This window comes from Saonia flava, assembly GCF_011927795.1.
Lineage (GTDB): Bacteria > Bacteroidota > Bacteroidia > Flavobacteriales > Flavobacteriaceae > Saonia > Saonia flava.
In genome coordinates this window covers 223,551-245,772 of sequence record NZ_JAATJJ010000002.1, presented here as the reverse complement: position 1 = coordinate 245,772, position 22,222 = coordinate 223,551, and the positions used below count along the sequence as shown (strand labels likewise).

The window sequence follows — 22,222 nt, the reverse complement described above, 5'->3', positions numbered from 1 at the left end:
AAATGGGAACGCACCAAGTAAATAAAATAGATAGGGAGACAAGGGCAGAATTTGTGCGACATTTATTGAGCGATGTAAGGGCATTGGAAATAATGTTGGAAAAAGGGTTGATAGAATCCGGGATTAACCGCATTGGCTCAGAGCAAGAGTTTTGCCTGATCAATGAAAATTGGCGCCCTGCAAAAAATGCAATGGCCATACTAGAGGCAATTAATGATCCTCATTTTACCACAGAAATGGCTCTCTATAATCTTGAGATTAATTTGGATCCATTAGAATTAAAGGAGAACTGTTTTTCCAAAGCAGAAAAACAACTAAAGGATTTGTTAAGGAAAGCTTCTTTGGTGGCAAAAGAGCAAGAAACCAAAGTTTTGCTTACAGGTATATTACCCACAATTGGCAAAAATGAGCTTCAGTTGGAGTATATGACACCAAGCCAAAGATACCAGCTGTTGAACGAGACAGTAAGACAGATGAGGAAAAAGGATCTGGAGCTGCACATTAGGGGAGTGGACGAACTTTCCATAATCCATGATTCCATTTTGTTTGAAGCTTGTAATACCAGTTTTCAAATGCACCTTCAAATTTCCCCAGAAGATTTTGTATCCAGTCATAATTGGGCACAGGCAATTTCGGGTCCTGTACTGGGTATTTGCGCCAATTCACCAATGCTTCTCGGAAGAGAACTTTGGAGCGAAACACGGATTGCCCTTTTTCAGCAAAGTGTAGATACAAGAAGCTCTTCCTATACTCTAAAAGATAAGGAAGCTCGGGTAAGTTTTGGAAATCATTGGGCCTCTGGGTCAATAGTCGATATTTTTAAAGATGATATTTCAAGGTATGAAGTATTGTTGGGGACAGCTATAGAAAGGAATTCTCTTGAAGAACTGGAAAAAGGAAATATCCCCAAGTTAAAAGCTTTGGCCTTAAATAATGGTACTATCTATCGTTGGAACCGTCCTTGTTATGGACATGGAGAGAAAAAAGCCCATGTACGCATTGAGAATAGATATATTCCTGCAGGCCCAACTGTGCTGGATGAAATGGCCAACTTCGCTTTTTGGGTGGGATTAATGATAGGAAGACCATCCAAATATGATGATATGCCCAACCTTATGGATTTTAAGGATGTGAAGGCAAATTTTATAAAATCTGCCAGAACTGGTAGCGATAGTATAATGCAATGGATGGGCAGGAGTGTCCCGACTCCAGAGTTGGTTGTTAAGGAATTGCTTCCATTGGCATACTCAGGTTTGGAAAAAGCATCCATTGACAAGGAGGATATTGAAAGATTCCTTGGGGTTATAGAAAAACGGGCAAGTGGTATGACAGGAGCTAAATGGAATATTAGAAACTATCGCCAACTTAAAAAAAGCATGAAAAAGGATGATGCCCTGGTAGTATTGACCAAATCTATCTATGAAAACCAACAAGGCCAATTGCCAATCCATGAATGGCCTATGATGACGGAAGTATCAAAAGACGTAAAACACGCATATTTGGCAGAACATATAATGTCCACACAGCTTTTTACAGTAAACAAAAATGATTTGGCAGATATGGCGACCAGTATAATGCAGTGGAAAAATATTCACCATGTTCCCGTAGAGAACGATGAAGGTGAATTATGTGGATTGATAACATGGTCCCATATGAAGGAGCATATTAAGGTCCCAAAAGAGCAAAGTGATAGTATAGTAGCAGATATTATGATAACCAATGTAATGACTACAAACCCCGATAGGCCAATTAAGGAAATTATTCATTTAATGAAGGAGCATGGGATAGGTTGCCTTCCAGTTGTACAGAACAATAACATGATTGGAATAATAACGACAAACGATATTACCGGAATATAATATGGCAATTGTTTATAGTAAGGCTCTTAAAGAATCTATTAAGGTAAATCGCCTTGTAGGTAGTATTAAGGGAGAGCTACCAGGCCCAACCGTAATTTTTACGGGAGGCATTCATGGCAATGAACCTTCGGGTGTATTTGCTTTACATAGGGTCTTGGAAAATTTGCGTTCAAAACTCTCATCCTTCAAAGGAAATATGTACGCTATTTCTGGGAACTTAACTGCACTTGAAAAAGGGATACGTTACCATGACAAAGATCTCAATCGTCTCTGGACAACCGAACACATGAATCAAATGATACGTAGAGAAATTCATGGGGAAAATATGGAAACCACACAGCAACTGGATATTTATAAGACCATATTAGAAATTTTGGAAGCTGAAAACGGACCATTTTACTTTGTGGATTTACATACTACTTCCAGTGAAACAAAGCCCTTTGCTACTGTAAATGACAATTTGTTGAATAGGAAATTTACCAAGCAGTATCCCGTGCCATTACTGTTGGGCATAGAAGAATATCTAGAAGGTCCCTTGTTGAATTATATTAATGAACTTGGGTATGTGGCCTTTGGGTTTGAATCTGGTCAACATGATTCCTTTTCCTCTATAGAGAATCATATAGCATTCATATACCTTACCATGGTCTATTCTGGAAATATAAATAAATCCGAGGTAGATTTTGATGCCCACTATCAACTTTTGGTCAATGCCACTAAAGATTTGACCAAATTTTATGAAATAGTCTATCATTATAAGATTAAGGAAAACGAAGTTTTCACCATGAAATCGGGATTCACCAATTTTGAACCCGTTCATAAAAACCAAGAAATTGCTATTAGCGATGGAAATAAGGTTCTTGTACCACAAAATGGCGAAATTTTTATGCCTTTATACCAGAAACAGGGTAATGATGGTTTCTTTATTATTAAACCAATACCAAGAATATTCCTCAATTTATCGGCTTTGTTAAGAACAATACATGCAGATTATATTTTGCCATTGTTACCTGGGGTTTCATGGGTTTCCAAAAAACGCGACATTTTGGTGGTCAATTTAAAAGTTGCAAAATTTATTGCCAAGAAAATTTTTCATCTTCTGGGATATAGAAGTATGCAGTTGGACAAGACCCATATGGTAATAAAAAACAGGGAAGCAAACTCAAGGAAAAAGGAATATCAACATAGTATTTGGTACTAAGAGTATTGTCCAGGCTTCTCTATTTTTCTTACCCATTTTTCCTGATAAAAATCATCTTCTGGGAAACTTCAACTTTGTAAATTGTTCTACTGGATTTTTTAAAGATGGAAAAACAAGAAGACTTTATTGCGTTGGACACTTCATTGTCCATTTGGAATCGATTTTTTACAATCGCCCCTTTAATTGTGGTGGGCACCAAAGAGGGAGATGGCTATGATTTGGCACCCAAGCATATGGCAACCCCAATAGGTTCATCTAATTATTTTGGCTTTGTATGTACTCCCAATCATTCAACATATCATAACATTAAAAAGAGTGGTGAATTTTCAGTAAGTTTCCCAATGCCCAATCAAGTAGTATTGGCCTCGTTAAGCGCTTCACCCCGTTGCGGAGAAGATCAAAGCACTAAAAGTATTGTAAAATCACTACCGACCATTAAAACCACTAACATTGATTCAATATTTGTAAAAAATTCATACCTGTATTTAGAATGTAAATTGTTTCAAATCATAGATGGTTTTGGTGAATACAGCTTCATAACAGGTACAGTGGAGGCTGCATTTGTTCATAAAGATTATGCGAGAACTTCAGAAAAAGATGAGCAGCAACAGATTTATGAACATCCATTATTGGCTTATGTGTCCCAAGGGCGATTTGCCAATATTTCAGAAACATTTAATTTTCCGTATCCAAAGGATTTTAAACTATAGTGGTGTTTATGGGTATTCCAAATAATATACAAGCATATTTAAAGTCTCATGGTGAAGAAATGATTGGTTTTCTAAAACAACTCGTCACTATGGAAACTCCATCAAAAGAGGTGGAAATGCAGCATATAATGCTAAGGTTTTTAAAGGACAAATTAGAAACTTTGGGATATTATGCAATACATATTCCCGGTAACAAATCAGGGGGTTTTTTATATGCTCGTCCTAAAGACAGGGACAAAAAACTCCCTTTACAACTTTTGGTGGGACATTGTGATACGGTATGGCCGAAAAGCACCTTGGCACATATGCCCATTACGCAAACTAAAAGTAAGATTGCAGGCCCGGGAATTTATGATATGAAATCTGGGTTGACGCAGCTTGTTTTTACACTTCAAGCGATTAAAGAGTTGGGTTTGTCCCTTTCTGTAACCCCAGTAATTTTGATTAACTCGGATGAGGAAATAGGAAGCAGGGAGTCTACTAAGAGTATTGCAAAATTGGCAAAAATATCAAACCGTGCCTTTGTTTTGGAACCACCACTAGATTTGGAAGGAAAATTAAAGACAGCAAGAAAGGGAATAGGAAGGTTTACTATCTCTGTAGAAGGAAAAGCAGCCCATGCAGGATTAAACCCAGACCAGGGAATCAATGCCATTGTGGAGTTGTCCCATCAAGTACAAAAACTATACGCCATGAACGATTTGGAGAAGGGCATTACGGTGAATATAGGTATGATTGAGGGTGGAATTTCCCCAAATGTTGTTGCTCCCAGTAGCAAGGCGGTTGTAGATGTAAGAATACTTAAGGAATCCGATGGGGATTATATCACCAAAAAAATAAAAGAATTAAAACCCTATCTTAAGGATATAGAATTGCATATAGAAGGAGGTATTGGCAGAAGGCCCATGGAAAAAAACTCTCGTAATCAAAAATTATGGGAAATGGCCAAATATAAGGGGCAGTTATTAGGTCTAGATCTAGGACAAGCAACCGCTGGCGGTGGTTCTGATGGAAATACTACAAGTCTGTTTACTGCGACTCTGGATGGGCTGGGGACACCTGGAGATGGAGCCCATGCAGAGCACGAATATATATTTTTGGATAAATTGATTGAGAGAACAGCATTACTAACACTTTTACTACTGGCAGAACCGTTAAATGAAAACTCATGAACAATAAATATATCTATACTTCCTTAACCCGTATTTCCAATCTTTCCGATAAGGAGTTTGAACTAAAGGAATTACCCAAAAAACAATGGGAAACAGGGGATTATGTCGTTTGTGAAATAATTGATCCAGGCAGCGAAACCTTAAAGTTAGAACTTACCAATGGCCGAATGAGAGGGGTAATTGGTGGAGAAACTATTGTAGGGGCTTTGGGAGAACGCCATGCAACCTTGGAAGCTACAGGATCTTGGAGAAATGTGGGAGACGATTTAAAGATGAGTGTTTTGACCGGGGCAGGACTATTGGGAAAGTTAACCTCCAAGTCGGTTTTTATGCCCAGTATGATGGAGGTAGTATATAAAGGGCATGTTTGTAGAGATGGTGTAAAGCTTACAATGGAAAGTTTTGTGAAACCTATGAAAAAAATTCCCTTCAATACTCCCGTGGTTCTTTTTGTAGGGACTTCTATGTCCGCAGGTAAAACTACTTCTGCCAGAATTGTTACCAACTTGTTAAAGCTTGCGGGACATAAAGTTGTTGGCGCCAAGCTTACCGGAGCAGGAAGACTTAAGGATATTATGGCAATCAAAGATGTAGGGGCAGATTCAGTAATGGATTTTGTAGATGTTGGCCTTCCTTCGTCCATATGCCCCGAGAACGAGTATAAAGAAAAGCTAGAACAACTTTTAAGTAGGATTGAACATGAAAATGCAGATGTGGTAATAGTTGAAATAGGAGCTTCCCCTTTAGAGCCATACAATGGTGATTTGGCAATAAATGCTATAAGAGAGCAAGTAAAGTGTACTATTCTGAGTGCATCTGATCCCTACGCAGTGTATGGTCTTATGAAGGCATTTGATATTGTACCCGACATTGTTACCGGAATAACATCTAACACTTTAGGAGGTGTGCAATTGGTAGAAAAGCTCTGTAATGTGAAAACTTTAAATTTAATTGATGCAACCACTACTACTGAATTGAAACAAATATTATCTTCTACTACAGGATTTTCATTAGATGAAAATATGGACTCTAACAAATAAAACTTCGGGAATGATATATAGCATTTGCCAGTAAGCTTCTATTTGCACTAATTTTTTTAGTGTTTTTTAAAACTATGTGTTTTGTAATTATCCTAACAGAATATTTTTATGAGTTTGCTATACTTCTAGGTTATTATTTTTTGGATATTGTAATAATAAAGAATTCACTGATTACTTTGTTTACAATCCTGAATGACATTTATCATTTTCAAAACAGGATGCAAAGTCTAGATTTGATCAACTAAACTTCATTTTTATGCTTAGCAGGTATTTACCCATATTTATTATCCTCTCTATTTTGGCAGAGATTTTGGGCACAGTAGGTGGTTTTGGTTCTTCTGTTTTTTTTGTTCCAATGGCCAGTTATTTCATGGATTTTCAGTCTGTTTTGGGAATTACAGCTTTATTTCATTTGTCCAGTAATATTACCAAAATTGCCTTTTTTAAAAAGGGTTTCGATAAAAACTTAGCATTATACTTGGGAATACCCGCTGTATTATTTGTCTCTCTTGGGGCATTTATAAGTAAATATATCAATCCGGAATTTTTAATGTACGCCCTTAGCGGCTTTCTAATTCTTTTTAGTCTAGTATTGATTATAAATAGGAATTTTGTGGTAAAACCATCCAAAAGTAATGCCATTGTAGGTGGAACCTTATCCGGATTGTTTGCTGGGTTATTGGGAACTGGCGGAGCTATAAGGGGGGCAACAATGACCGCATTTAATTTGAAGAAAGATAAGTTCATTGCTACCTCGGCGATAATAGATTTGGGAATAGATTTTAGTAGAAGTATAGTTTATACGTATAATGGGTATGTGCATGTAGATGACCTTTATTTGATTCCTATATTGATTGTGGTTAGTATTATTGGGACTTACATGGGAAAGAGAATATTGGATAAAATTACCCAAGCTCAGTTTAAGAGATTTGTACTGTTTCTTTTAATGGGAATAGGCATTGTCACATTAGTGTTCCATTTGTTTAAAGCTTAAAAATTTTGATATGATCCTTTATCTCGTATTAGTGATTATTTTAGGACTGGTGCTTATTGTTTTTTATGGTTTTTACCGTTTTAATGCCCATGTGGAAAAGGAAAAGGACTTTCTTTTTAATATCTATGATAAAAAAGAAAGCACCATAAAAAAAGAAGATTTGGAAGGTTTGCCCTTTATTATGAAAAAATATCTGGAAAAGGTAGGTGTATTGGGAATGTGCATAGATTGTAATGTTACATTTAAACAATCTGGAAGAATTAAAACAGACCCATTAAAAAAATGGACCAAATTTTCAGCGGTGCAATACATAATTGCCAAACACCCTGGTTTTATTTGGAACGCGAATGCATTTCCAATATTTATTCGGGATAAAAGTATTCAAGGAATGGCAGAGGTAAAAGTTAGCTTTGCTGGTCTTAAAGATATAGCAATTGCCGATGGGGCAAAAACGGATGTAAGTGCACTTGGGAGATATTTGGGAGAATTAATATTTTATCCCATTGGATTTTTATCCAAAAATATTAAATGGGAAGAAATGGATGAAAATTCCGTAAAAGCACATATTTCCATAAATAATATTTCAACAGAAGGTATTTTTCATTTTAATGAAGAAGGGTTAATTGTTTCTTATGAAGCACAGAGATACCGTGATGAAAACCTTGAATATTTTACAGGAATAGCAGAAAATTATAAAATTATGGATGAATTATATATTCCTTCTTCCATGAGGGCAATATGGAATTTAAAAGAAGGTGATTTTGAGTATTTTAACTGTGATGTATATAGTTATAAAATAGATTGAGTTTTATGGAATTTATTGATTATTACAAGGTACTGGAGATTGATAAAAAAGCCTCCGAAAAAGATATTAAAGGGGCCTATAGAAAACTTGCTAGAAAATATCATCCTGATCTTAACCCCAATGATTTGGAAGCAGAAAAGAAGTTTAAGCAAATTAATGAGGCCAATGAAGTATTGAGTGACCCAGAAAAGCGCAAAAAGTACGATGAGTATGGAAAAGATTGGCAGCATGCTGAGGAATTTGAGAAAGCAAAAAGCTCAGGACGCCAACAAGGAAGGCCTGGAGGTTATACCTATTCTAGCGGGAGAGCAGAAGATTTTTCCGATTTTTTTGAGTCCATGTTTGGAGGGAGTTCCAGAACCCAAGGGAGAAATGTAAGGTACAGGGGCCAGGATTATAGTGCAGAACTAAAATTGAATTTAACAGATATAAGGGTAGCCCATAAACAGACTTTAAATCTAAATAACAAGAAAATACGTTTGACCATTCCAGCCGGAGTTGAAGATGGCCAAACTATAAAAATTAGTGGGCATGGTGGTGAAGGAATCAATGGAGGTCCCAATGGGGATCTTTATATCACATTTTCAATTTTTAATAACACTAGTTTTAAAAGGGATGGGGCAAATCTTTACAAAACGGTTAATTTGCCATTGACAACGGCAGTGTTAGGAGGCGAAATAACGCTGGACACACTTGATGGAAAAGTTAAAATGAAAGTAAAACCAGAAACCCAAAATGGGAGTAAGGTTAAATTACAGGGTAAAGGTTTTCCCAAATACAAAAAGGAAGGGGAATTTGGAGACCTTTTTGTAACCTATATTATTAAAATGCCTTCCAAATTATCCCAAAAGCAAAAAGAGTTATTTAAAGAATTGGCCAAAACAAATTTATAGCGTAAGATATGGAAACAAGAAAGTACATAGCAATTTCGGATTTTTGCGATAGCCATAGGATTGATGAATCTTTTGTTTTTGCACTTAGCGAGTTTGAAATTGTACAAATTAATTATTCAGAAGAACAACCTTTTTTTCATCTTGATGAATTACCAAAACTTGAGAAAATGGTCCGGTTGCACCATGATCTGAATATAAATATAGATGGGTTGGAGGCAATTCACCATCTTTTGGAAAAGATTGAGAAACTAAACGAAGAATTGACCGTTTTAAAAAGAAAACTTAACAGATTTGAAGGCCACTAATAATAAGGTATGGAATCGGGTTTTAACAAGTTGTATAAAGTAGGTTCTTTAAAGTACATTACATTTTCTATTTTGGTTCTTGCCAGTATATCCTGTGCAATAAGCATTGTTAATAATGATCTATACCTAGATGGAGAATGGGCCAATGCTCAATGGCTGGGCCAGGATATCGCCACTCTTTTTGTAGCAATCCCTTTGCTGCTGCTTTCATATCAGAAATCTATTAAAACTAAAAAATGGGAAACTGTCTTAAGTGGAACACTATTTTATTTTGTGTACACTTACTCTTTCTTTGTATTCGAGGCAAAGCTCACTTTTCTTTATTTTTTTCATCTTCCAATCTTTAGCCTTTCCTTAATAGGTCTTTTTATTTCACTAAAAAACACATTGGCTGAGAAAAGAAAATATGTCACCAAGAACAATAGTATAAAGAGATTGGTTCTGGTATACCTTTTATTAATTTCGGGTATGCTAAGTTTTTTATGGCTTTCCGATATTGTTTCTCATATTACTATACCAAATTATAAATCTGACACTCCAAGCGGGGAACCCCTGCTAATTGTGTATACTCTGGATTTGGCAATAGTAATCCCTTTAATGATGATTTCCGTAATTGGGTATTATAAGAATAGACAATATGGAATTAAACTAATTGGTGTGATGCTTACAAAGACCAGTACCTTGGGAATAGCTCTCATGGCCATGTCTTTAAGTATGTATTTACAAAAATTGAGCCTTGATTTGTTTCTGGCTATACTTTGGTTTAGTATTGGGATTATAGGAACAACATTATCCCTTTTCTTTTTAAAAGATTTAAGAGAAGAAAGTATTATTTAGCCATGCTTCCAACTGCGCAAGCAATATAGGATTTGGTTTTTGTTGTTAAATTATTAGCATCCCCCGTTATTGGATACCCAATTTTTCTGAGATTTCTTTTTAATTCTTCAAGGTTGAGAAGCGTATCATACTCAAAAGAAAGTGTTGAATCTTCCATGTTTACTAATATGTTTCTTATTCCTTCCAAAGTATTGAGTCTTCTTACTATAGTGTTTTCACATCCAGAACATTTTAAATTTTGAATTTCTACTGTAGTGTTCATTTTATATGTTTTAGTTGTTTCTATGAATGATGGGATTTAATTTATTTACAATTTCATTTTTATGACTACCAATATTTTCTAATTTTGAAGCCCCTGTAATGGCATCTACATTTTCCATTTTATAAGAACCCTCCCCAGAGGTTGTAAAAACCACCATTTTTTTGGAATTATACTTGCCACTATTCATAAAAGATTGAATAGGGGAAGGAGGTTTTGAGTATTCCCAAGTATGCATGATCAAAATAGCATCGTAATCATCCAAGTTAGTAGTACCCAAAGACGAAATATCCATGATTTTAATATAAGTAGAATCTGTTTTATAATATTCTACAATTTCATCTGTTAGTTTGTTTTTAAAATTGCTTCCCTGTGTTGCAATCAGCAATTTTTTATTTAAACTGATGGAATTTACCTCACGACTAACGGCCTCATCCATGGAATATTGGTATTTATACCATATTGCGAACATGAGAAAGAGCCCAAAGAAAATTAAGAAGCCAATGAGTATTTTCTTTATTAGTTTCATTAAAAATGATTTTGCATGGAATTTTAGATTCCATAAAATTAGAGTAGCACAATTCGATATAAAATGACTTTGGTCATTTTTTGTTACCAGTCTGTAGGATAGTTTCACATTTTAATAGGCATAAATCTAGAAAAGGCAATATGCTTGTAAGGTTGGAAAGAGGGGACGTTAAGTCTCTTACTAATAAGAAATTGGTAAAACATAGGGTGTCTAAATACAATATTCCCGCCTTAAGTATACGCAAAGAAAATATTTAAGTTAAAGGAACTAGTAAACAGATTTATATTAATTATATACTATATATTTAATAATGGACGCAATAAAACAATGGTTGTCACAAAACTCATTATCTCTAAGTGTTTTAAAATATTTGGCTTGGGTAATTTTTATTCTTGTTGTTGTTCAATTTTTTAGACGATATATTAAAAAAAACCTTCCAGACTCTACAACTAGATATCGTTCTCAAAAGGGAATAGAGATATTTGGGTATCTACTTTTAATCATTTTAACTCTGTCTTATTTTACAGGAAATATCAAAGATTTTACTTTGGCAATAGGGTTGTTTACTGCGGGTATTACAATAACATTACAGGAATTAATACTGAGTATTGCTGGATCCATCTATATTTTTGTGGTTAAAGTTTATAAGCCTGGGGATAGAGTCCAGATTAACGGAATTAAGGGGGATATAATTGATATTGATAGTATTTATACTACAATGATGGAAATAGGCGAATGGGTTACCAGTGACAATTATAGTGGCAGAATTGTTAAGCTTAGCAATGCTTTTGTGTTTAGGGGGCCCATTTATAATTATTCGCAAGATTTTCCTTTTATTTGGGATGAGTTCGATTTGCCCATACGTTATGGCTCCGATGTGGAATTGGCTAAAACCCTATTCATAAATGTGGCCACAGAAGTGCTAAATGAGTACACAACTGATTCTTTGGCCAAATGGAAAGATGTGGTGGGCAAATATTATATTGAGGACGCTGTGGTAGCACCAACATTGGCCATATCAATGACAGATAATTGGATTTCATTTAACTTAAGATATATAGTTGACTATAAAAAAAGAAGGATGACAAAACATGTTCTTAATGAAAAGATTCATCAAGAAGTGGAGAAAACAAACGGAAAAGTAGTTTTGGCTTCCGCTACAATTGAAATAATAAGACTTCCAGAAGTTACTATTCAAAAATAGCTTAATATACTAGGTAATAATTCTGCCATCTTCCATTTGAATTATACGATCCGTCCTGTTTGCAAAATCCTTGTCGTGTGTAACAACCAGAAGTGAAAGACCTTTTTCTTCCTTTAATTGTTTAAATATTTGGAAAACGTTTTCTGCGTTATAACTATCTAGATTTCCAGTGGGCTCATCACCCATTAAAATAGCGGGGTTATTTATTAATGCCCTTGCAATGGCTACACGTTGTTTTTCGCCACCAGAAATTCTAGACGCCCTTTTCAAGGCCAAATGATCAATGTTGAGCATTTTCAATTTTTCCATGGCATCATGTTCAATTTCTATATGTGATTTTTCAGCTAACTTTTTGGCGGGTAGCATTACATTTTCCAGCACACTAAATTCTGATAAGAGATAATGAAACTGGAAAACAAAACCAATATGTTTGTTCCTAATTCTTGAAAGTTCCTGGTGTGCTTTCCCGGTAATTAACTCTTCATTTAAGAACAACTTACCTTCATAATCAGTATCCATTGTGGATAAGATATATAGCAAAGTAGACTTTCCAGATCCAGATTTACCCATGATAGAGGCAAATTCCCCTTTCTTTATGCTGAAGTTAATATCCTTCAGGACATGGAACAGTACAGGTTTTTTAAAATGTTTATTTATGTTTTCTGCCTTTAATACTAAGTCCATAATGCTTTTTTAGGTTCCTCTTATAATTCGGACTGGATCTATGCGTCTAGCTTTATTGGAGGGTAGGTACCCTGCAACAAATGTGGACAATAAGGCAAAGGTTATTCCAATGATGTAATACAACGGATTATAGTTAATGGGGTAGGTTGTAATTGTGGGCAATGCCTCGGTTTCAAAAGCCACATTATCTATAAGCCTAGAAAGTCCAAATCCTATTAATAGACCTAAGATGCCTCCAATTGCACCTATTATCATAGCCTGGCTCATAAAAATAAGTTGTACATCAGCTCCAGAGAAGCCCGTTGCTTTAAGGATGGCAATGTCCTTCATTTTCTCATAAATGAGCATATTTAATATATTATAGATTCCAAAGCCTGCAACTATAAGAAGCGTAATGGAAACAGCATAGGTTATCAAATTTCTAATATCGGAACCCGTTTCAAATTGGGCATTAGCCTCATTGATATCTGTTGCCTTTACTTTAAATTGTTTCTCCAAACTAAGGGCCATACTTTGCGCTATGGCTATATCATGCAATTTTATGTTGATATCAGTTATAAAATTTTGTGCTACTCCTTGGATTCGTTGTACCGTTTTTATATTGGCATAACTAAGAACATTATCTATATCGGCAATTCCACTTTGATAGATTCCTACAATTTTTAATGGAAAAATATCTCCCTTTACTGTACTTACCTGTACTCTATCTCCAACATCCAATGACATTTTTTTTGCCAAACCTGCGCCTAACAAAATACCACTGTCATTATTTTTTAAAGCTTCTGGACTACCTTTTATTATATAATCTTGAATGTTGGATAATCTAACTTCTTCCATAATATCAATCCCGGTAAGATTTCCCCCAAGTTCAATAGATCCAGAAATATAGAATATTTGGGCTCTAATTTGAGGTGTTGCACCCTTCACATTTTCATTCTGCTTTAAATAATTGAGGATAGGAAGGGCATTATGAATTTTTTGTTGACTTTTTTTGGGTTTTATGGAATGAACAACGTTCAAAGCATTTTCAAATTCCTCATGCAGTTCAATAGGCTGGGCAATAGATGGTTCTATTTCATTATATAAATGAATATGTGGCGTTTGGTTGAGGACTAGATCATCTAACATGTTATTTAACCCAGTCATAAAACTTACCAAGGTAATATAGGCCCCGATCCCAAAGGTTACACCAAGAGAGGCCGTAATGGTAGATTTAAGTTTTGTAACCAAATGCGTTTTGGCTATGTTTAGTATTACCTTCCAGTTTATCATTGGTCTGGCTTTAAGATATAGGTTTCCGAATCCAGTCCTTTTAAGACCTCTATATGGTCCAAATTTTCTAACCCAAGATCAATTTCTACTTCCCCATTTTCTGTTAAGACTTTATTTTCTCCAATTAGGTATTCTTTGGGAATGGTCAATATATTTTCTTTCTGTGCTATTATAATGTTTGCCTCACCAGATAGACCTGGATATAAAACTTCTGGAGGCGCTATAAATATGGCTTCAACTTTAAAGGTTTGTGATCGTTCATCTTTTCTTGGGTATATCTTATTAATTTTAGTTTCAAACACACGGGAATTATAGGCATCCAATGTAACCATGGCCTTTTGGCCCACTTTAATTTTGATTACATCCACCTCATCTACCAACATGTCCAGAACAAAAACATTTTTTGAACCAATGGATGCCAACGGCTCCATTGTAGTTGCTATTTCTCCAGGATTTTTGAATAGTGCATAAACTTTACCATTTATTTTGCTCACAACAGTAAAATCTTTGGTTAAAATTTGGGAGCTTTTATAATTGTTTTGTGCTTGTTTTAGTTGTGCAGCGAGTTCTCTTTGGGTTCTGTCATAATTACTATTTAAGAGTTTTAGGTTGTTTTTGGAAAGTTCATATGCCAGCTTTCTATTATCATATTCTATTTGAGATCCTATTTTTTGTTCCCAGAGATTTTTTTGTCTAAAAAAATTAATGGAATCGTTGGAAAGTGTCAAAGTAGCTGCCTTAATTTGGTCTTGAAGATCATTGAGCAGAGCAGAGCTCCCTTTATAATTATCTCTCGCCAATTGTACATTAACTTTAGCATTTTCGGTAGAAAGTTTAGGAGAGGTATTTATTATCTGTAAAATGGGGGTGCCTTTCTCAACGTTGTCCCCTTCCTCTACCAAGTTTGCATCTAGAATACCATTAACTGCGGCATAGGCCAGATACAAGCTATCTGGTTGAACGGTAGCGGAAGCATAAATAGATTGTGTAATAGACTTTATTTCAGGTTTTATTTTTTCTTGTTTTGTACCACAAGAAATTAGTAGACCCAACAGAAGTACAGCATAAATTTTGGACATGGTCATCTATGTTTGAATTATTTTGGACTTAAACACTATAAATTCACTTATGTTGGTGAGGTCTATAGCTCCCACAAGTTTTTTGTTTTCCAGTACGGGAAAGAATCCATTTCTTTCATTTCCAAAGAGACCAAATATTTTATTGATTTCTTCTGATGCATCAACAGTTTTAAAAGTGGTTTGCATAACATCTTTTACAGTCATGGAAGGCTTATCAGAATACTTAATTATATCTTTATTTAAAACTACCCCAACAATATTTTCGTTATCTACAACCACAAAGTCTTTTTCCGTAGAATCTAAAACAAGTTTAACAACTTCGCTCATTGTGTCATTGGGTTTTAACAAGCTAATTTTAGTCAGCATGGCTTCTTTAGCCTTAAACCCTTTTAATAAAGCGTTCTGTTTTACCATTTGATATTCACTCTGCGCTCCTATAAAGATAAAGAGTGCTATTAAAATTAGGAAGGGGTTAAATATAAAACCTAAAATAAAAAATAAGATAGCTAAAAACTGTCCCAATCCCGCGGCAATGGAAGTAGCGTTCACCCTATCCATTTTAAAGGATAACAATGCCCTTAAAACTCTTCCTCCATCCATTGGGAAGGCAGGGATTAAATTAAATATCACCAGCATAACATTGGCCATTAAGAGATAGAACAAAAAAACCTCTAAAGTGGATGTCCTCAAAAGTGTTTCTAGATTGGCGATATCCAAGCTAAAATAGGTCCTAAAGGGAACTACTAATGATAATAGAAGTACAATGACAACATTGACCGCCGGACCTGCAATGGCAACAAGCAATTCTTGTTTGGGTTTTTCTGGTATTTTTTCCATTGTGGCAACGCCACCAATAGGTAAAAGGGTTATTTTTTTTGTGTTTATTTTAAACCTTTTTGCCATTTGTGCATGTCCAAGTTCATGGAGTACAACACATAGAAAAAGGACAAGAACAAATGCAATGCTTATAAGGGTGGAGTTAAGGTTTCCGCCACGTTGAAAATCTAGATAGGCAATCCACAAGAGTAGAAGTGAAAAAGTCCAGTGTACTTCAATACTGGTTCCTAAAATTCGGCCTAATTTTAATACTCCTTTCATATAAAATATTTTTGGTGAAATTATTCAGGGCAGGAGTTTTTGGCAATGACAATTATCATATATGAAATAGAACAAACCGATTATTTTTATGTATTAACTGGAAGGATGATGCACTGGCTTAATACCTAAGGACAAGGAAGAGGATATAGAACAGATATTTAGTAATAATAATAAATGTCTATAAGTTGTAACAAGTGAAAGTAATAGTCTAAATGAAAGAAGAAAAAGTAGATGACTACATAAAAAAATTGAAATCTCCACAGAAGGAAATCTGTAGTGAATTAAGGGAAATCATTTTTAGGACATTCCCTAATATCATAGAGGAAATGAAATGGGGTGTGCCATCGTACGCTAATGGAAAGTATTATTTGGTTGCTTTAAAAAACCATGTCAATATGGGATTCTCCATCAAAGATTTATCCAAAGAGGAAATAGCTTTGTTTCAAGGTAAAGGAAAGACCATGAGAATTATTGAAATAAGATCTAAAAAGGAAATTGATGAGGTCAAAATTGTTAACTTACTAAAACTGGTTAAAGAAAATTAATAAGGTCTTACTATAACACTTTGAACAATTAAATAGGATGGAAGTTCTCCATAGAAAATTTATGTAAATCGATTAACTTAGTACATTACCAAAAAATCACAGTTGGTTTTCTACTTGTAAAAATAGAAATATTATGAAATACTATTATACCAATATTTTGAACAACATAGCTTTTGATGAAGTTGTAGAGAAAGTTACAGAACAATTAAAAAAGGAAGGTTTTGGAGTATTAACGCAGATTGACATTAAAGCTACATTAAAAAAGAAATTGGACGTGGATTTTTATAACTACCAGATTCTTGGAGCCTGCAACCCCTCATTTGCCCATAAAGCACTGCTTGCCGAGGATAAAATAGGAACAATGCTTCCGTGCAATGTAATTGTTCAAGAAAGGGAAAAAGGTGCTGTAGAAGTGTCAGCTGTAAATCCAATTGCTTCTATGCAAGCCATAGAAAACCCCTCTTTAATTGATATTGCCGGTGAGGTAAGTGAAAAATTAAGAAGGGTTATTGATAGTTTATAAGAAAAAACAACCTAAAGAACTAACTTTTTTATTTCCCAGCTTTTATCACTGGATTGTATGGCGATTAGATTTTTTGAAATCATTTTTGACCTAATTTCCGGAACTTCATATCTTTTTCTTACCATTTGTATGTGGTCTCTTCTAGATAAAAATTCTACTATTTCCCCAGAAGAATCCATAAGCACTTCATGGAACTTATAATCGTAAATCTTAAGATTGAATTCATTGTTGCCCTTGAATACTTTTTCATATATAATACCTGTGGTATATCCGTTTTCAAATGAAGAAACATTTAAAAATTTTGGTTCAATGACTTGTTCCCCTTTTGAGTTGATAAACCCATAATGAGGAATATTCTCAACCATCCTTTTAATCATACACAGGCCATTTTTAAAAAGAGGATACTTAATGGCATTAATCCCCTTATCTGTGGATTTCGCATCCTTGTTCCAATGTAAGTCATCTCTATAATCGATTACCAAAGCACCTTCCTCATTTACGAATCCCCATGAATTATCTTGCCTTACGGCCGCTAATCCTTCACTAAAAGGAGCTATTTCATCAATTTCGCCAATTGTTTGGGCAGAAACCATTGTGACAGGTATGCTTAAAATAAGTAATACTATAAACAGTTTTGTTTTCATGTTTTTAAGTTTTAGTTTCTAAAAAAGAACATTGTAATAAATTATATGTTTTAATTCTTTTGGAAGGTTATCCATAATGTCTTCCATTTCTCCAAGAGAAACGTATTTCCTTAAAAAAATGAAAGTTGTTTTAATGTATCTTTCAGCAACCTCATCATCATATTCAAAATCATTTACAGCGGCCGCACCATCATGATGTCTCACTAAATCTAGAAATTCGGCAACATGTTTTATTTTAATCTTTTTCTTTTTGGAACTCCATCCATGAACATAAAGACCTTTTAAAAACATGGGTAGTTGCGCAATAAATTGTAATGATTCCTGCATTGGGATTATATCTCTAAGCGCATGTAGGGTAGAAACAAGTATGCGCCCTGCTTTGTCTCTGTCTTCTCCGAGGTTAAGTTCATACGTATAGTCCTTTAAAAATTTGTTTCCCTCGGAAGCATATTGATTAAAATTTATTGCCATGATCTATTAGTTTAATTTGGTATAAAAGTGAAAAATTTATTGATGACCCAAAATGATATTGGTCATGTTCTATTTCTTATTTGCTAATTAAATTTGACCAATTACAAAAACTAATATTATGACAGTCAACATTCAGTACGTACACATTCCAACAAGTGAATCATTAAGTACTATAATTAACAACAAGCTAGACAAGATGGCAAAAAAGTACAATTGGGTAATTAGCACACAAGTGTTTTTAAAACTGGAAAAGGACCCAACTGGCAAGGGCAAAATATGCGAAATGGAAGTGAGTGGTCCAGGACCAAGAATTTTTGCTAAATCTAATGAGGATGATTTTGAAAAAGCTGTAGTTGCCACTATCCATGATTTGGAAAGGCAATTAAAGAAGAGAAAAGAGATTTTTCATAAGCACCATTAAGAATGTATAGAATCCTAATTCCCGTCGATTTTTCCGATTACTCTGAATATGCTTTGGAGATTGCATGCTCTATTGCAAGGGAGATGAATGGGCAAATAGTTTTATTGCACATGATGGGTCTTTCGGAGTCGGTCTATGACAAGAATGAAGCCCAAGAATATAAAGAGGCTATGTATTATATGGGTTTATCCAAAAAACGTTTCAAAAGTTTTTTGGATAAACCCTATACAAAAGGAATTAAAATCACAGAAATTGTACAGAATTATAAAGTGTTTAGTGAACTAGACAATGTGTCTAGGGAACAAAATATTGATTTAATCATTATGGGTTCCCAAGGAGCAAAGGGATTAGATGAAGTTTTTGTTGGTTCCAATGCAGAAAAAGTGGTTAGGACTTCAGAAGTTCCCGTTTTAGTGGTTAAATCTCCCAATCCAAATTTTAAAATAAAAAGAATTGTGTTTGCAAGTGACTTTAAAGTAGAAGGATTGGAAGCTTTGAAAAAGACCATTAATTTTTCCAAACTTTTTTCGGCAGAACTTCTGCTCCTTTATGTTAATACTCCAGGAAATAAGTTTTTACGAACACTGGAAATAGAAGAAAAAATATCTGAATTTCAAGATAAACTAGGCACAAATTTAAAAGTAATTGTTTATGATGACTATAACGTGGAGTTAGGTATTCTAAATTATTGTACCCATAACAAAGTAGATCTCATTGCTTTGCCAACACACGGGCGAAAAGGACTTCCTCATTTTTTAATGGGAAGTATTGGTGAGGACCTGGCCAATCATTCTACACTGCCGGTGTTAACCATTAAAATGTAATTTGTAACCCTATTTATTAAAAAGTATTTTTAGATTCCCCAACATAACCAATTCTGATTTGTTCTTGCCTGAAAAAGCCATTGCAATGGAATGTGATGTATGTAAAATTAATTCTTTTATTTCTGGGGTAAATATATTTTCATGCTCCTTATAGAAACTTAAAAACTCTTTATAACAGGTTTCACCATCTTGTTCATATTCCTGTAGCCAATCAAAAACAGTTTCTATCTGGAATGCTGCGTCCGTGCCATATTCATCCTCAATTTCGTCAACATCCAACCATTTTTCCCGTATTAATTTTTTAAGTATATCAATTTCTTTGTTATGTATACGTTTATCAGAAATAGCAACAGCATAAAATATTCTGCCAAGATTTTGGTATATTTCGTTTCCGATTTTTTTAGAATTGGTCATTTTCATGATTTTATTTTTGACAAAAATAGGACTCATTTAAATTACTAAATATGACATTAATCATCTAATACTTTATAACTTTAGGGCATGAAGGTTTTTGAAAAGAATAGTGACATCTTCAATTTACTCGCTGAAGCTATTTCCGAAGGAATTATAGTGGTTAGTGAACATCAGAAAATTGTTGCCTCCAATGGATCTGCCAACGAAATGTTTGGTTATCAAAGGGAAGAGCTAATAGGCCAACCTTTAAATGTTTTGATACCAACAAAATATCACCATGGACACGGGGACCATTTTCAGTCTTTTATGCAGCGGAGTGGGAAAAGACAAATGGGAATGGGCCGTGACCTATTTGGAGTTCGAAAAAATGGATTTGAATTCCCTGTTGAAGCGGGATTAAACCCTTTTAAGCTTCATGGGAACCTATATGTAATGGCCCTTATCATTGATATTACGGAGCGTAAGGAAAATGAAAAACAGATACGGGAACTTAATGCCAATCTAGAAAATAAGATAAAGAAAAGGACTGAAGAGTTACAAAAAACAGTCAATGAGTTAACAACCGAAGTGAAACTTAGAAAAGAAGCGGAGGACAAGGCAAAAGAATCTTTGAAAAGGGAGAAAGAGCTTAATGAACTTAAAACAAAATTTCTCTCATTGGTCTCCCATGAATTCAAAACCCCCTTGAGCGGGATATTAACCTCCATTACCCTTCTTTCCAAGTATACCCAAACAGAACAACAGGAGAAAAGAAATAAACATATTGCCACAATAAAAAACAAGGTTAAATATTTGGATAATATCTTAAACGATTTTTTGTCTGTGGAACGATTGGAGTCTGGAAAAGTTAATTATAAAATAACTAGTTTTCCTTTGAGTAAAATGATCAATGAGGTGGTGTATGATTCCAATATGCTGTTAAAAACTGGCCAACGAATCCTTTACCCACAAAATATAGATGAAATTATTTTGGAATTTGACGAAAAGATTTTTGAATTAATTCTTTCCAATCTGGTTCACAATGCAATAAAGTATTCCCCAGAAAATACCACTATAGATATACAGGTGATTAATAAAAATAATGTACTCCAGATAAAAGTTGTGGATCAAGGCATAGGAATTCCTTCCCAGGACCAAAAATTTATTTTTGACAGGTATTTTAGAGCGGGTAACGCCCTTCTAACACAAGGTACTGGCATAGGTTTGAATACGGCTAAAAGACATTTAGAGGATTTGGGGGGAACCTTGACTTTTAATAGTAAGGAAAATTTAGGTACAGAATTTATTATGCATATTCCGGAAAACATAAAAACAGCACAGTCATGAAAAAAATCTTACTTATAGAGGACGATTTGTCGTTAAGGGAGAATACGGCAGAATTATTGGAGCTTTCTGGCTACGAAGTAATTACTGCTCCTAATGGTAAAGTTGGAATAGAAACAGCTGTAAAAAACGTACCTGATATTATAGTATGTGATATTATGATGCCAGAAACGGATGGATATGGTGTTTTAAAAGAATTGTCTGCAAATGAGACAACAAAACACATTCCTTTTATTTTTCTATCTGCTAAAACAGAGCATAGGGAAATTAGGAGAGGAATGGATTTGGGAGCAGATGACTATTTAACAAAACCTTTTGAGGAGGATGACCTAATTAGTGCCATAGAAAGTAGACTTGCAAAAGCACAGTTAATTGCAAAAATGGGCATAAATGAAGCAGGTACTCCAACTTCAGAAGAACAAATGCGAACGCTTCATGAACTAAAGAATTTCTTCGATGATAATGGAGAAGAGTTTGCCTTTAAAAAAGGAGAGGTTGTTTTTAATGAGGGAAACCATTCAAACAATATTTATTTAATATTAAAAGGAGTTGTTAAGTGCCACAAAATGGATGAAGATGGTAAAGAATTAATAACTTCCTTGCACCCAGCCGATGATTTTTTGGGTTTCACCTCCTTTCTTGAAAATATTCCATATCAAGAATCTGCAACAGCCGTAGAAGATGTAGAACTTGTTGCAATATCAAAAGAAAATTTAAAGGAGGTTTTATCAAAAAACCAAAGCATTTCTTTTGAACTTATGGAGCTTCTTACCGAAAATATTACAGGCATGAAAGAGCAATTGTTACAAATGGCTTATAGTTCTGTACGTAAAAAAACCGCACAGACTTTATTACAGTTTGCAGAAATATTGGATAAGAAAAAGGATGAGCCAATTAAAATCTCTCGTAATGATTTGGCAAGTGTTGCCGGAATTGCCACTGAAAGTTTAATTAGAACACTATCCGGGTTTAAAAAAGAAGGTCTAATTTCTATTGAAGGTAGAAACATTAAAATCATTGAGCTTCAATCACTTCAATATATGGTTTAGAGAATAAATTCAAAATATGATTTTTGTCATATTTTGAATTTAACATTGGGCATAACTTTGTACTATA

The 22,222-nt window shown here is 34.5% G+C and carries 26 protein-coding genes; 17 read left to right on the top strand and 9 right to left on the bottom strand.

From position 1 onward, the window contains the following. Positions 1–2: 2 nt before the first annotated feature. From GGR42_RS13220 to GGR42_RS13175, 10 genes are all read left to right on the top strand, one after another. A complete protein-coding gene (locus GGR42_RS13220; RefSeq protein ID WP_167965000.1) occupies positions 3–1,859 on the top strand; it encodes a CBS domain-containing protein in 1,857 nt (618 codons plus the stop codon). Between the two features lies 1 nt (position 1,860). Continuing rightward, the gene (locus GGR42_RS13215; RefSeq protein WP_167964989.1) at positions 1,861–3,060 is read left to right on the top strand and encodes a succinylglutamate desuccinylase/aspartoacylase family protein; all 1,200 of its coding nucleotides are present in this window, start codon (positions 1,861–1,863) and stop codon (positions 3,058–3,060) included. A gap of 104 nt (positions 3,061–3,164) precedes the next feature. Beyond that, the gene (locus GGR42_RS13210; RefSeq protein ID WP_167964987.1) at positions 3,165–3,770 is read left to right on the top strand and encodes a flavin reductase; all 606 of its coding nucleotides are present in this window, start codon (positions 3,165–3,167) and stop codon (positions 3,768–3,770) included. Between the two features lie 8 nt (positions 3,771–3,778). Next, positions 3,779–4,942 carry a M20 family metallopeptidase gene (locus GGR42_RS13205; RefSeq protein WP_167964985.1) on the top strand — a complete coding sequence of 388 codons (1,164 nt, stop codon included), beginning with the start codon at positions 3,779–3,781 and terminating at the stop codon, positions 4,940–4,942. Next, positions 4,939–5,982: a DUF1611 domain-containing protein gene (locus tag GGR42_RS13200; protein ID WP_167964983.1), complete on the top strand. Its 1,044-nt coding sequence runs from the start codon at positions 4,939–4,941 to the stop codon at positions 5,980–5,982. The genes GGR42_RS13205 and GGR42_RS13200 overlap by 4 nt, the downstream gene beginning before the upstream one ends. A 256-nt stretch (positions 5,983–6,238) precedes the next feature. Beyond that, the gene (locus GGR42_RS13195; RefSeq protein WP_167964981.1) at positions 6,239–6,976 is read left to right on the top strand and encodes a sulfite exporter TauE/SafE family protein; all 738 of its coding nucleotides are present in this window, start codon (positions 6,239–6,241) and stop codon (positions 6,974–6,976) included. Between the two features lie 10 nt (positions 6,977–6,986). Further along, positions 6,987–7,781, top strand: coding sequence for a DUF6544 family protein (locus GGR42_RS13190; RefSeq protein WP_167964979.1), 795 nt, complete (start codon positions 6,987–6,989; stop codon positions 7,779–7,781). Between the two features lie 5 nt (positions 7,782–7,786). Further along, complete coding sequence (locus tag GGR42_RS13185; RefSeq protein WP_167964977.1) at positions 7,787–8,674, top strand: DnaJ C-terminal domain-containing protein; 888 nt, start codon at positions 7,787–7,789, stop codon at positions 8,672–8,674. An 8-nt stretch (positions 8,675–8,682) separates the two neighbouring features. Then, positions 8,683–8,979 carry a chaperone modulator CbpM gene (locus GGR42_RS13180; protein ID WP_167964975.1) on the top strand — a complete coding sequence of 99 codons (297 nt, stop codon included), beginning with the start codon at positions 8,683–8,685 and terminating at the stop codon, positions 8,977–8,979. Between the two features lie 9 nt (positions 8,980–8,988). Next, positions 8,989–9,816, top strand: coding sequence for a hypothetical protein (locus tag GGR42_RS13175; RefSeq protein ID WP_167964973.1), 828 nt, complete (start codon positions 8,989–8,991; stop codon positions 9,814–9,816). On the opposite strand, the gene GGR42_RS13170 is transcribed toward GGR42_RS13175, so the two are convergent. Together GGR42_RS13170 and GGR42_RS13165 are read right to left on the bottom strand one after the other, a co-directional pair. Next, a complete protein-coding gene (locus GGR42_RS13170) occupies positions 9,809–10,078 on the bottom strand; it encodes a heavy-metal-associated domain-containing protein (protein WP_167964971.1) in 270 nt (89 codons plus the stop codon). The genes GGR42_RS13175 and GGR42_RS13170 overlap by 8 nt on opposite strands. Before the next feature lie 10 nt (positions 10,079–10,088). After that, positions 10,089–10,604 (bottom strand): NADPH-dependent FMN reductase family protein, encoded by a 516-nt coding sequence (locus GGR42_RS13165; protein WP_167964968.1) that lies wholly within the window; start codon positions 10,602–10,604, stop codon positions 10,089–10,091. A 310-nt stretch (positions 10,605–10,914) separates the two neighbouring features. On the opposite strand from GGR42_RS13165, the gene GGR42_RS13160 reads away from it, so the two are divergent. Beyond that, positions 10,915–11,808, top strand: a complete 894-nt coding sequence (locus tag GGR42_RS13160) for a mechanosensitive ion channel family protein (protein WP_167964966.1) — start codon at positions 10,915–10,917, stop codon at positions 11,806–11,808. A 9-nt stretch (positions 11,809–11,817) separates the two neighbouring features. Here GGR42_RS13160 and GGR42_RS13155 read toward each other — a convergent pair whose 3' ends face one another. From GGR42_RS13155 to GGR42_RS13140, 4 genes are read right to left on the bottom strand one after another with little or no spacing between them, the layout of a single operon-like run. Beyond that, positions 11,818–12,492 (bottom strand): ABC transporter ATP-binding protein, encoded by a 675-nt coding sequence (locus tag GGR42_RS13155; protein ID WP_167964964.1) that lies wholly within the window; start codon positions 12,490–12,492, stop codon positions 11,818–11,820. 9 nt (positions 12,493–12,501) lie between these two features. Further along, complete coding sequence (locus GGR42_RS13150; RefSeq protein ID WP_167964962.1) at positions 12,502–13,764, bottom strand: ABC transporter permease; 1,263 nt, start codon at positions 13,762–13,764, stop codon at positions 12,502–12,504. Then, positions 13,761–14,843 carry an efflux RND transporter periplasmic adaptor subunit gene (locus GGR42_RS13145; protein ID WP_167964960.1) on the bottom strand — a complete coding sequence of 361 codons (1,083 nt, stop codon included), beginning with the start codon at positions 14,841–14,843 and terminating at the stop codon, positions 13,761–13,763. Before GGR42_RS13145 ends, GGR42_RS13150 begins: the two co-directional genes overlap by 4 nt. 6 nt (positions 14,844–14,849) lie before the next feature. Continuing rightward, on the bottom strand, positions 14,850–15,941 hold the full coding sequence (locus tag GGR42_RS13140) for a site-2 protease family protein (RefSeq protein ID WP_167964958.1): 1,092 nt from the start codon (positions 15,939–15,941) through the stop codon (positions 14,850–14,852). A gap of 212 nt (positions 15,942–16,153) precedes the next feature. On the opposite strand from GGR42_RS13140, the gene GGR42_RS13135 reads away from it, so the two are divergent. Continuing rightward, positions 16,154–16,486, top strand: a complete 333-nt coding sequence (locus GGR42_RS13135; protein WP_167964947.1) for a DUF1801 domain-containing protein — start codon at positions 16,154–16,156, stop codon at positions 16,484–16,486. Positions 16,487–16,619: 133 nt separating this feature from the next. Continuing rightward, positions 16,620–17,009 (top strand): DUF302 domain-containing protein, encoded by a 390-nt coding sequence (locus GGR42_RS13130; protein WP_167964945.1) that lies wholly within the window; start codon positions 16,620–16,622, stop codon positions 17,007–17,009. Between the two features lie 11 nt (positions 17,010–17,020). Here GGR42_RS13130 and GGR42_RS13125 read toward each other — a convergent pair whose 3' ends face one another. Next, positions 17,021–17,653, bottom strand: coding sequence for a WG repeat-containing protein (locus tag GGR42_RS13125; RefSeq protein WP_167964943.1), 633 nt, complete (start codon positions 17,651–17,653; stop codon positions 17,021–17,023). A gap of 18 nt (positions 17,654–17,671) precedes the next feature. After that, on the bottom strand, positions 17,672–18,124 hold the full coding sequence (locus tag GGR42_RS13120) for a DUF2267 domain-containing protein (protein ID WP_167964941.1): 453 nt from the start codon (positions 18,122–18,124) through the stop codon (positions 17,672–17,674). A gap of 118 nt (positions 18,125–18,242) precedes the next feature. Here GGR42_RS13120 and hpf point away from each other — a divergent pair, with 118 nt between their 5' ends. After that, the gene (gene hpf, locus GGR42_RS13115; RefSeq protein ID WP_167964939.1) at positions 18,243–18,545 is read left to right on the top strand and encodes a ribosome hibernation-promoting factor, HPF/YfiA family; all 303 of its coding nucleotides are present in this window, start codon (positions 18,243–18,245) and stop codon (positions 18,543–18,545) included. Positions 18,546–18,547: 2 nt separating this feature from the next. Next, a complete protein-coding gene (locus tag GGR42_RS13110; protein WP_167964937.1) occupies positions 18,548–19,369 on the top strand; it encodes a universal stress protein in 822 nt (273 codons plus the stop codon). Positions 19,370–19,378: 9 nt separating this feature from the next. On the opposite strand, the gene GGR42_RS13105 is transcribed toward GGR42_RS13110, so the two are convergent. Continuing rightward, positions 19,379–19,789 carry a hypothetical protein gene (locus GGR42_RS13105; protein WP_245201472.1) on the bottom strand — a complete coding sequence of 137 codons (411 nt, stop codon included), beginning with the start codon at positions 19,787–19,789 and terminating at the stop codon, positions 19,379–19,381. A gap of 81 nt (positions 19,790–19,870) precedes the next feature. On the opposite strand from GGR42_RS13105, the gene GGR42_RS13100 reads away from it, so the two are divergent. Further along, positions 19,871–21,109 carry a PAS domain-containing sensor histidine kinase gene (locus GGR42_RS13100; RefSeq protein WP_167964935.1) on the top strand — a complete coding sequence of 413 codons (1,239 nt, stop codon included), beginning with the start codon at positions 19,871–19,873 and terminating at the stop codon, positions 21,107–21,109. Further along, on the top strand, positions 21,106–22,155 hold the full coding sequence (locus GGR42_RS13095; protein WP_167964931.1) for a response regulator: 1,050 nt from the start codon (positions 21,106–21,108) through the stop codon (positions 22,153–22,155). Before GGR42_RS13100 ends, GGR42_RS13095 begins: the two co-directional genes overlap by 4 nt. Positions 22,156–22,222 lie beyond the last annotated feature (67 nt).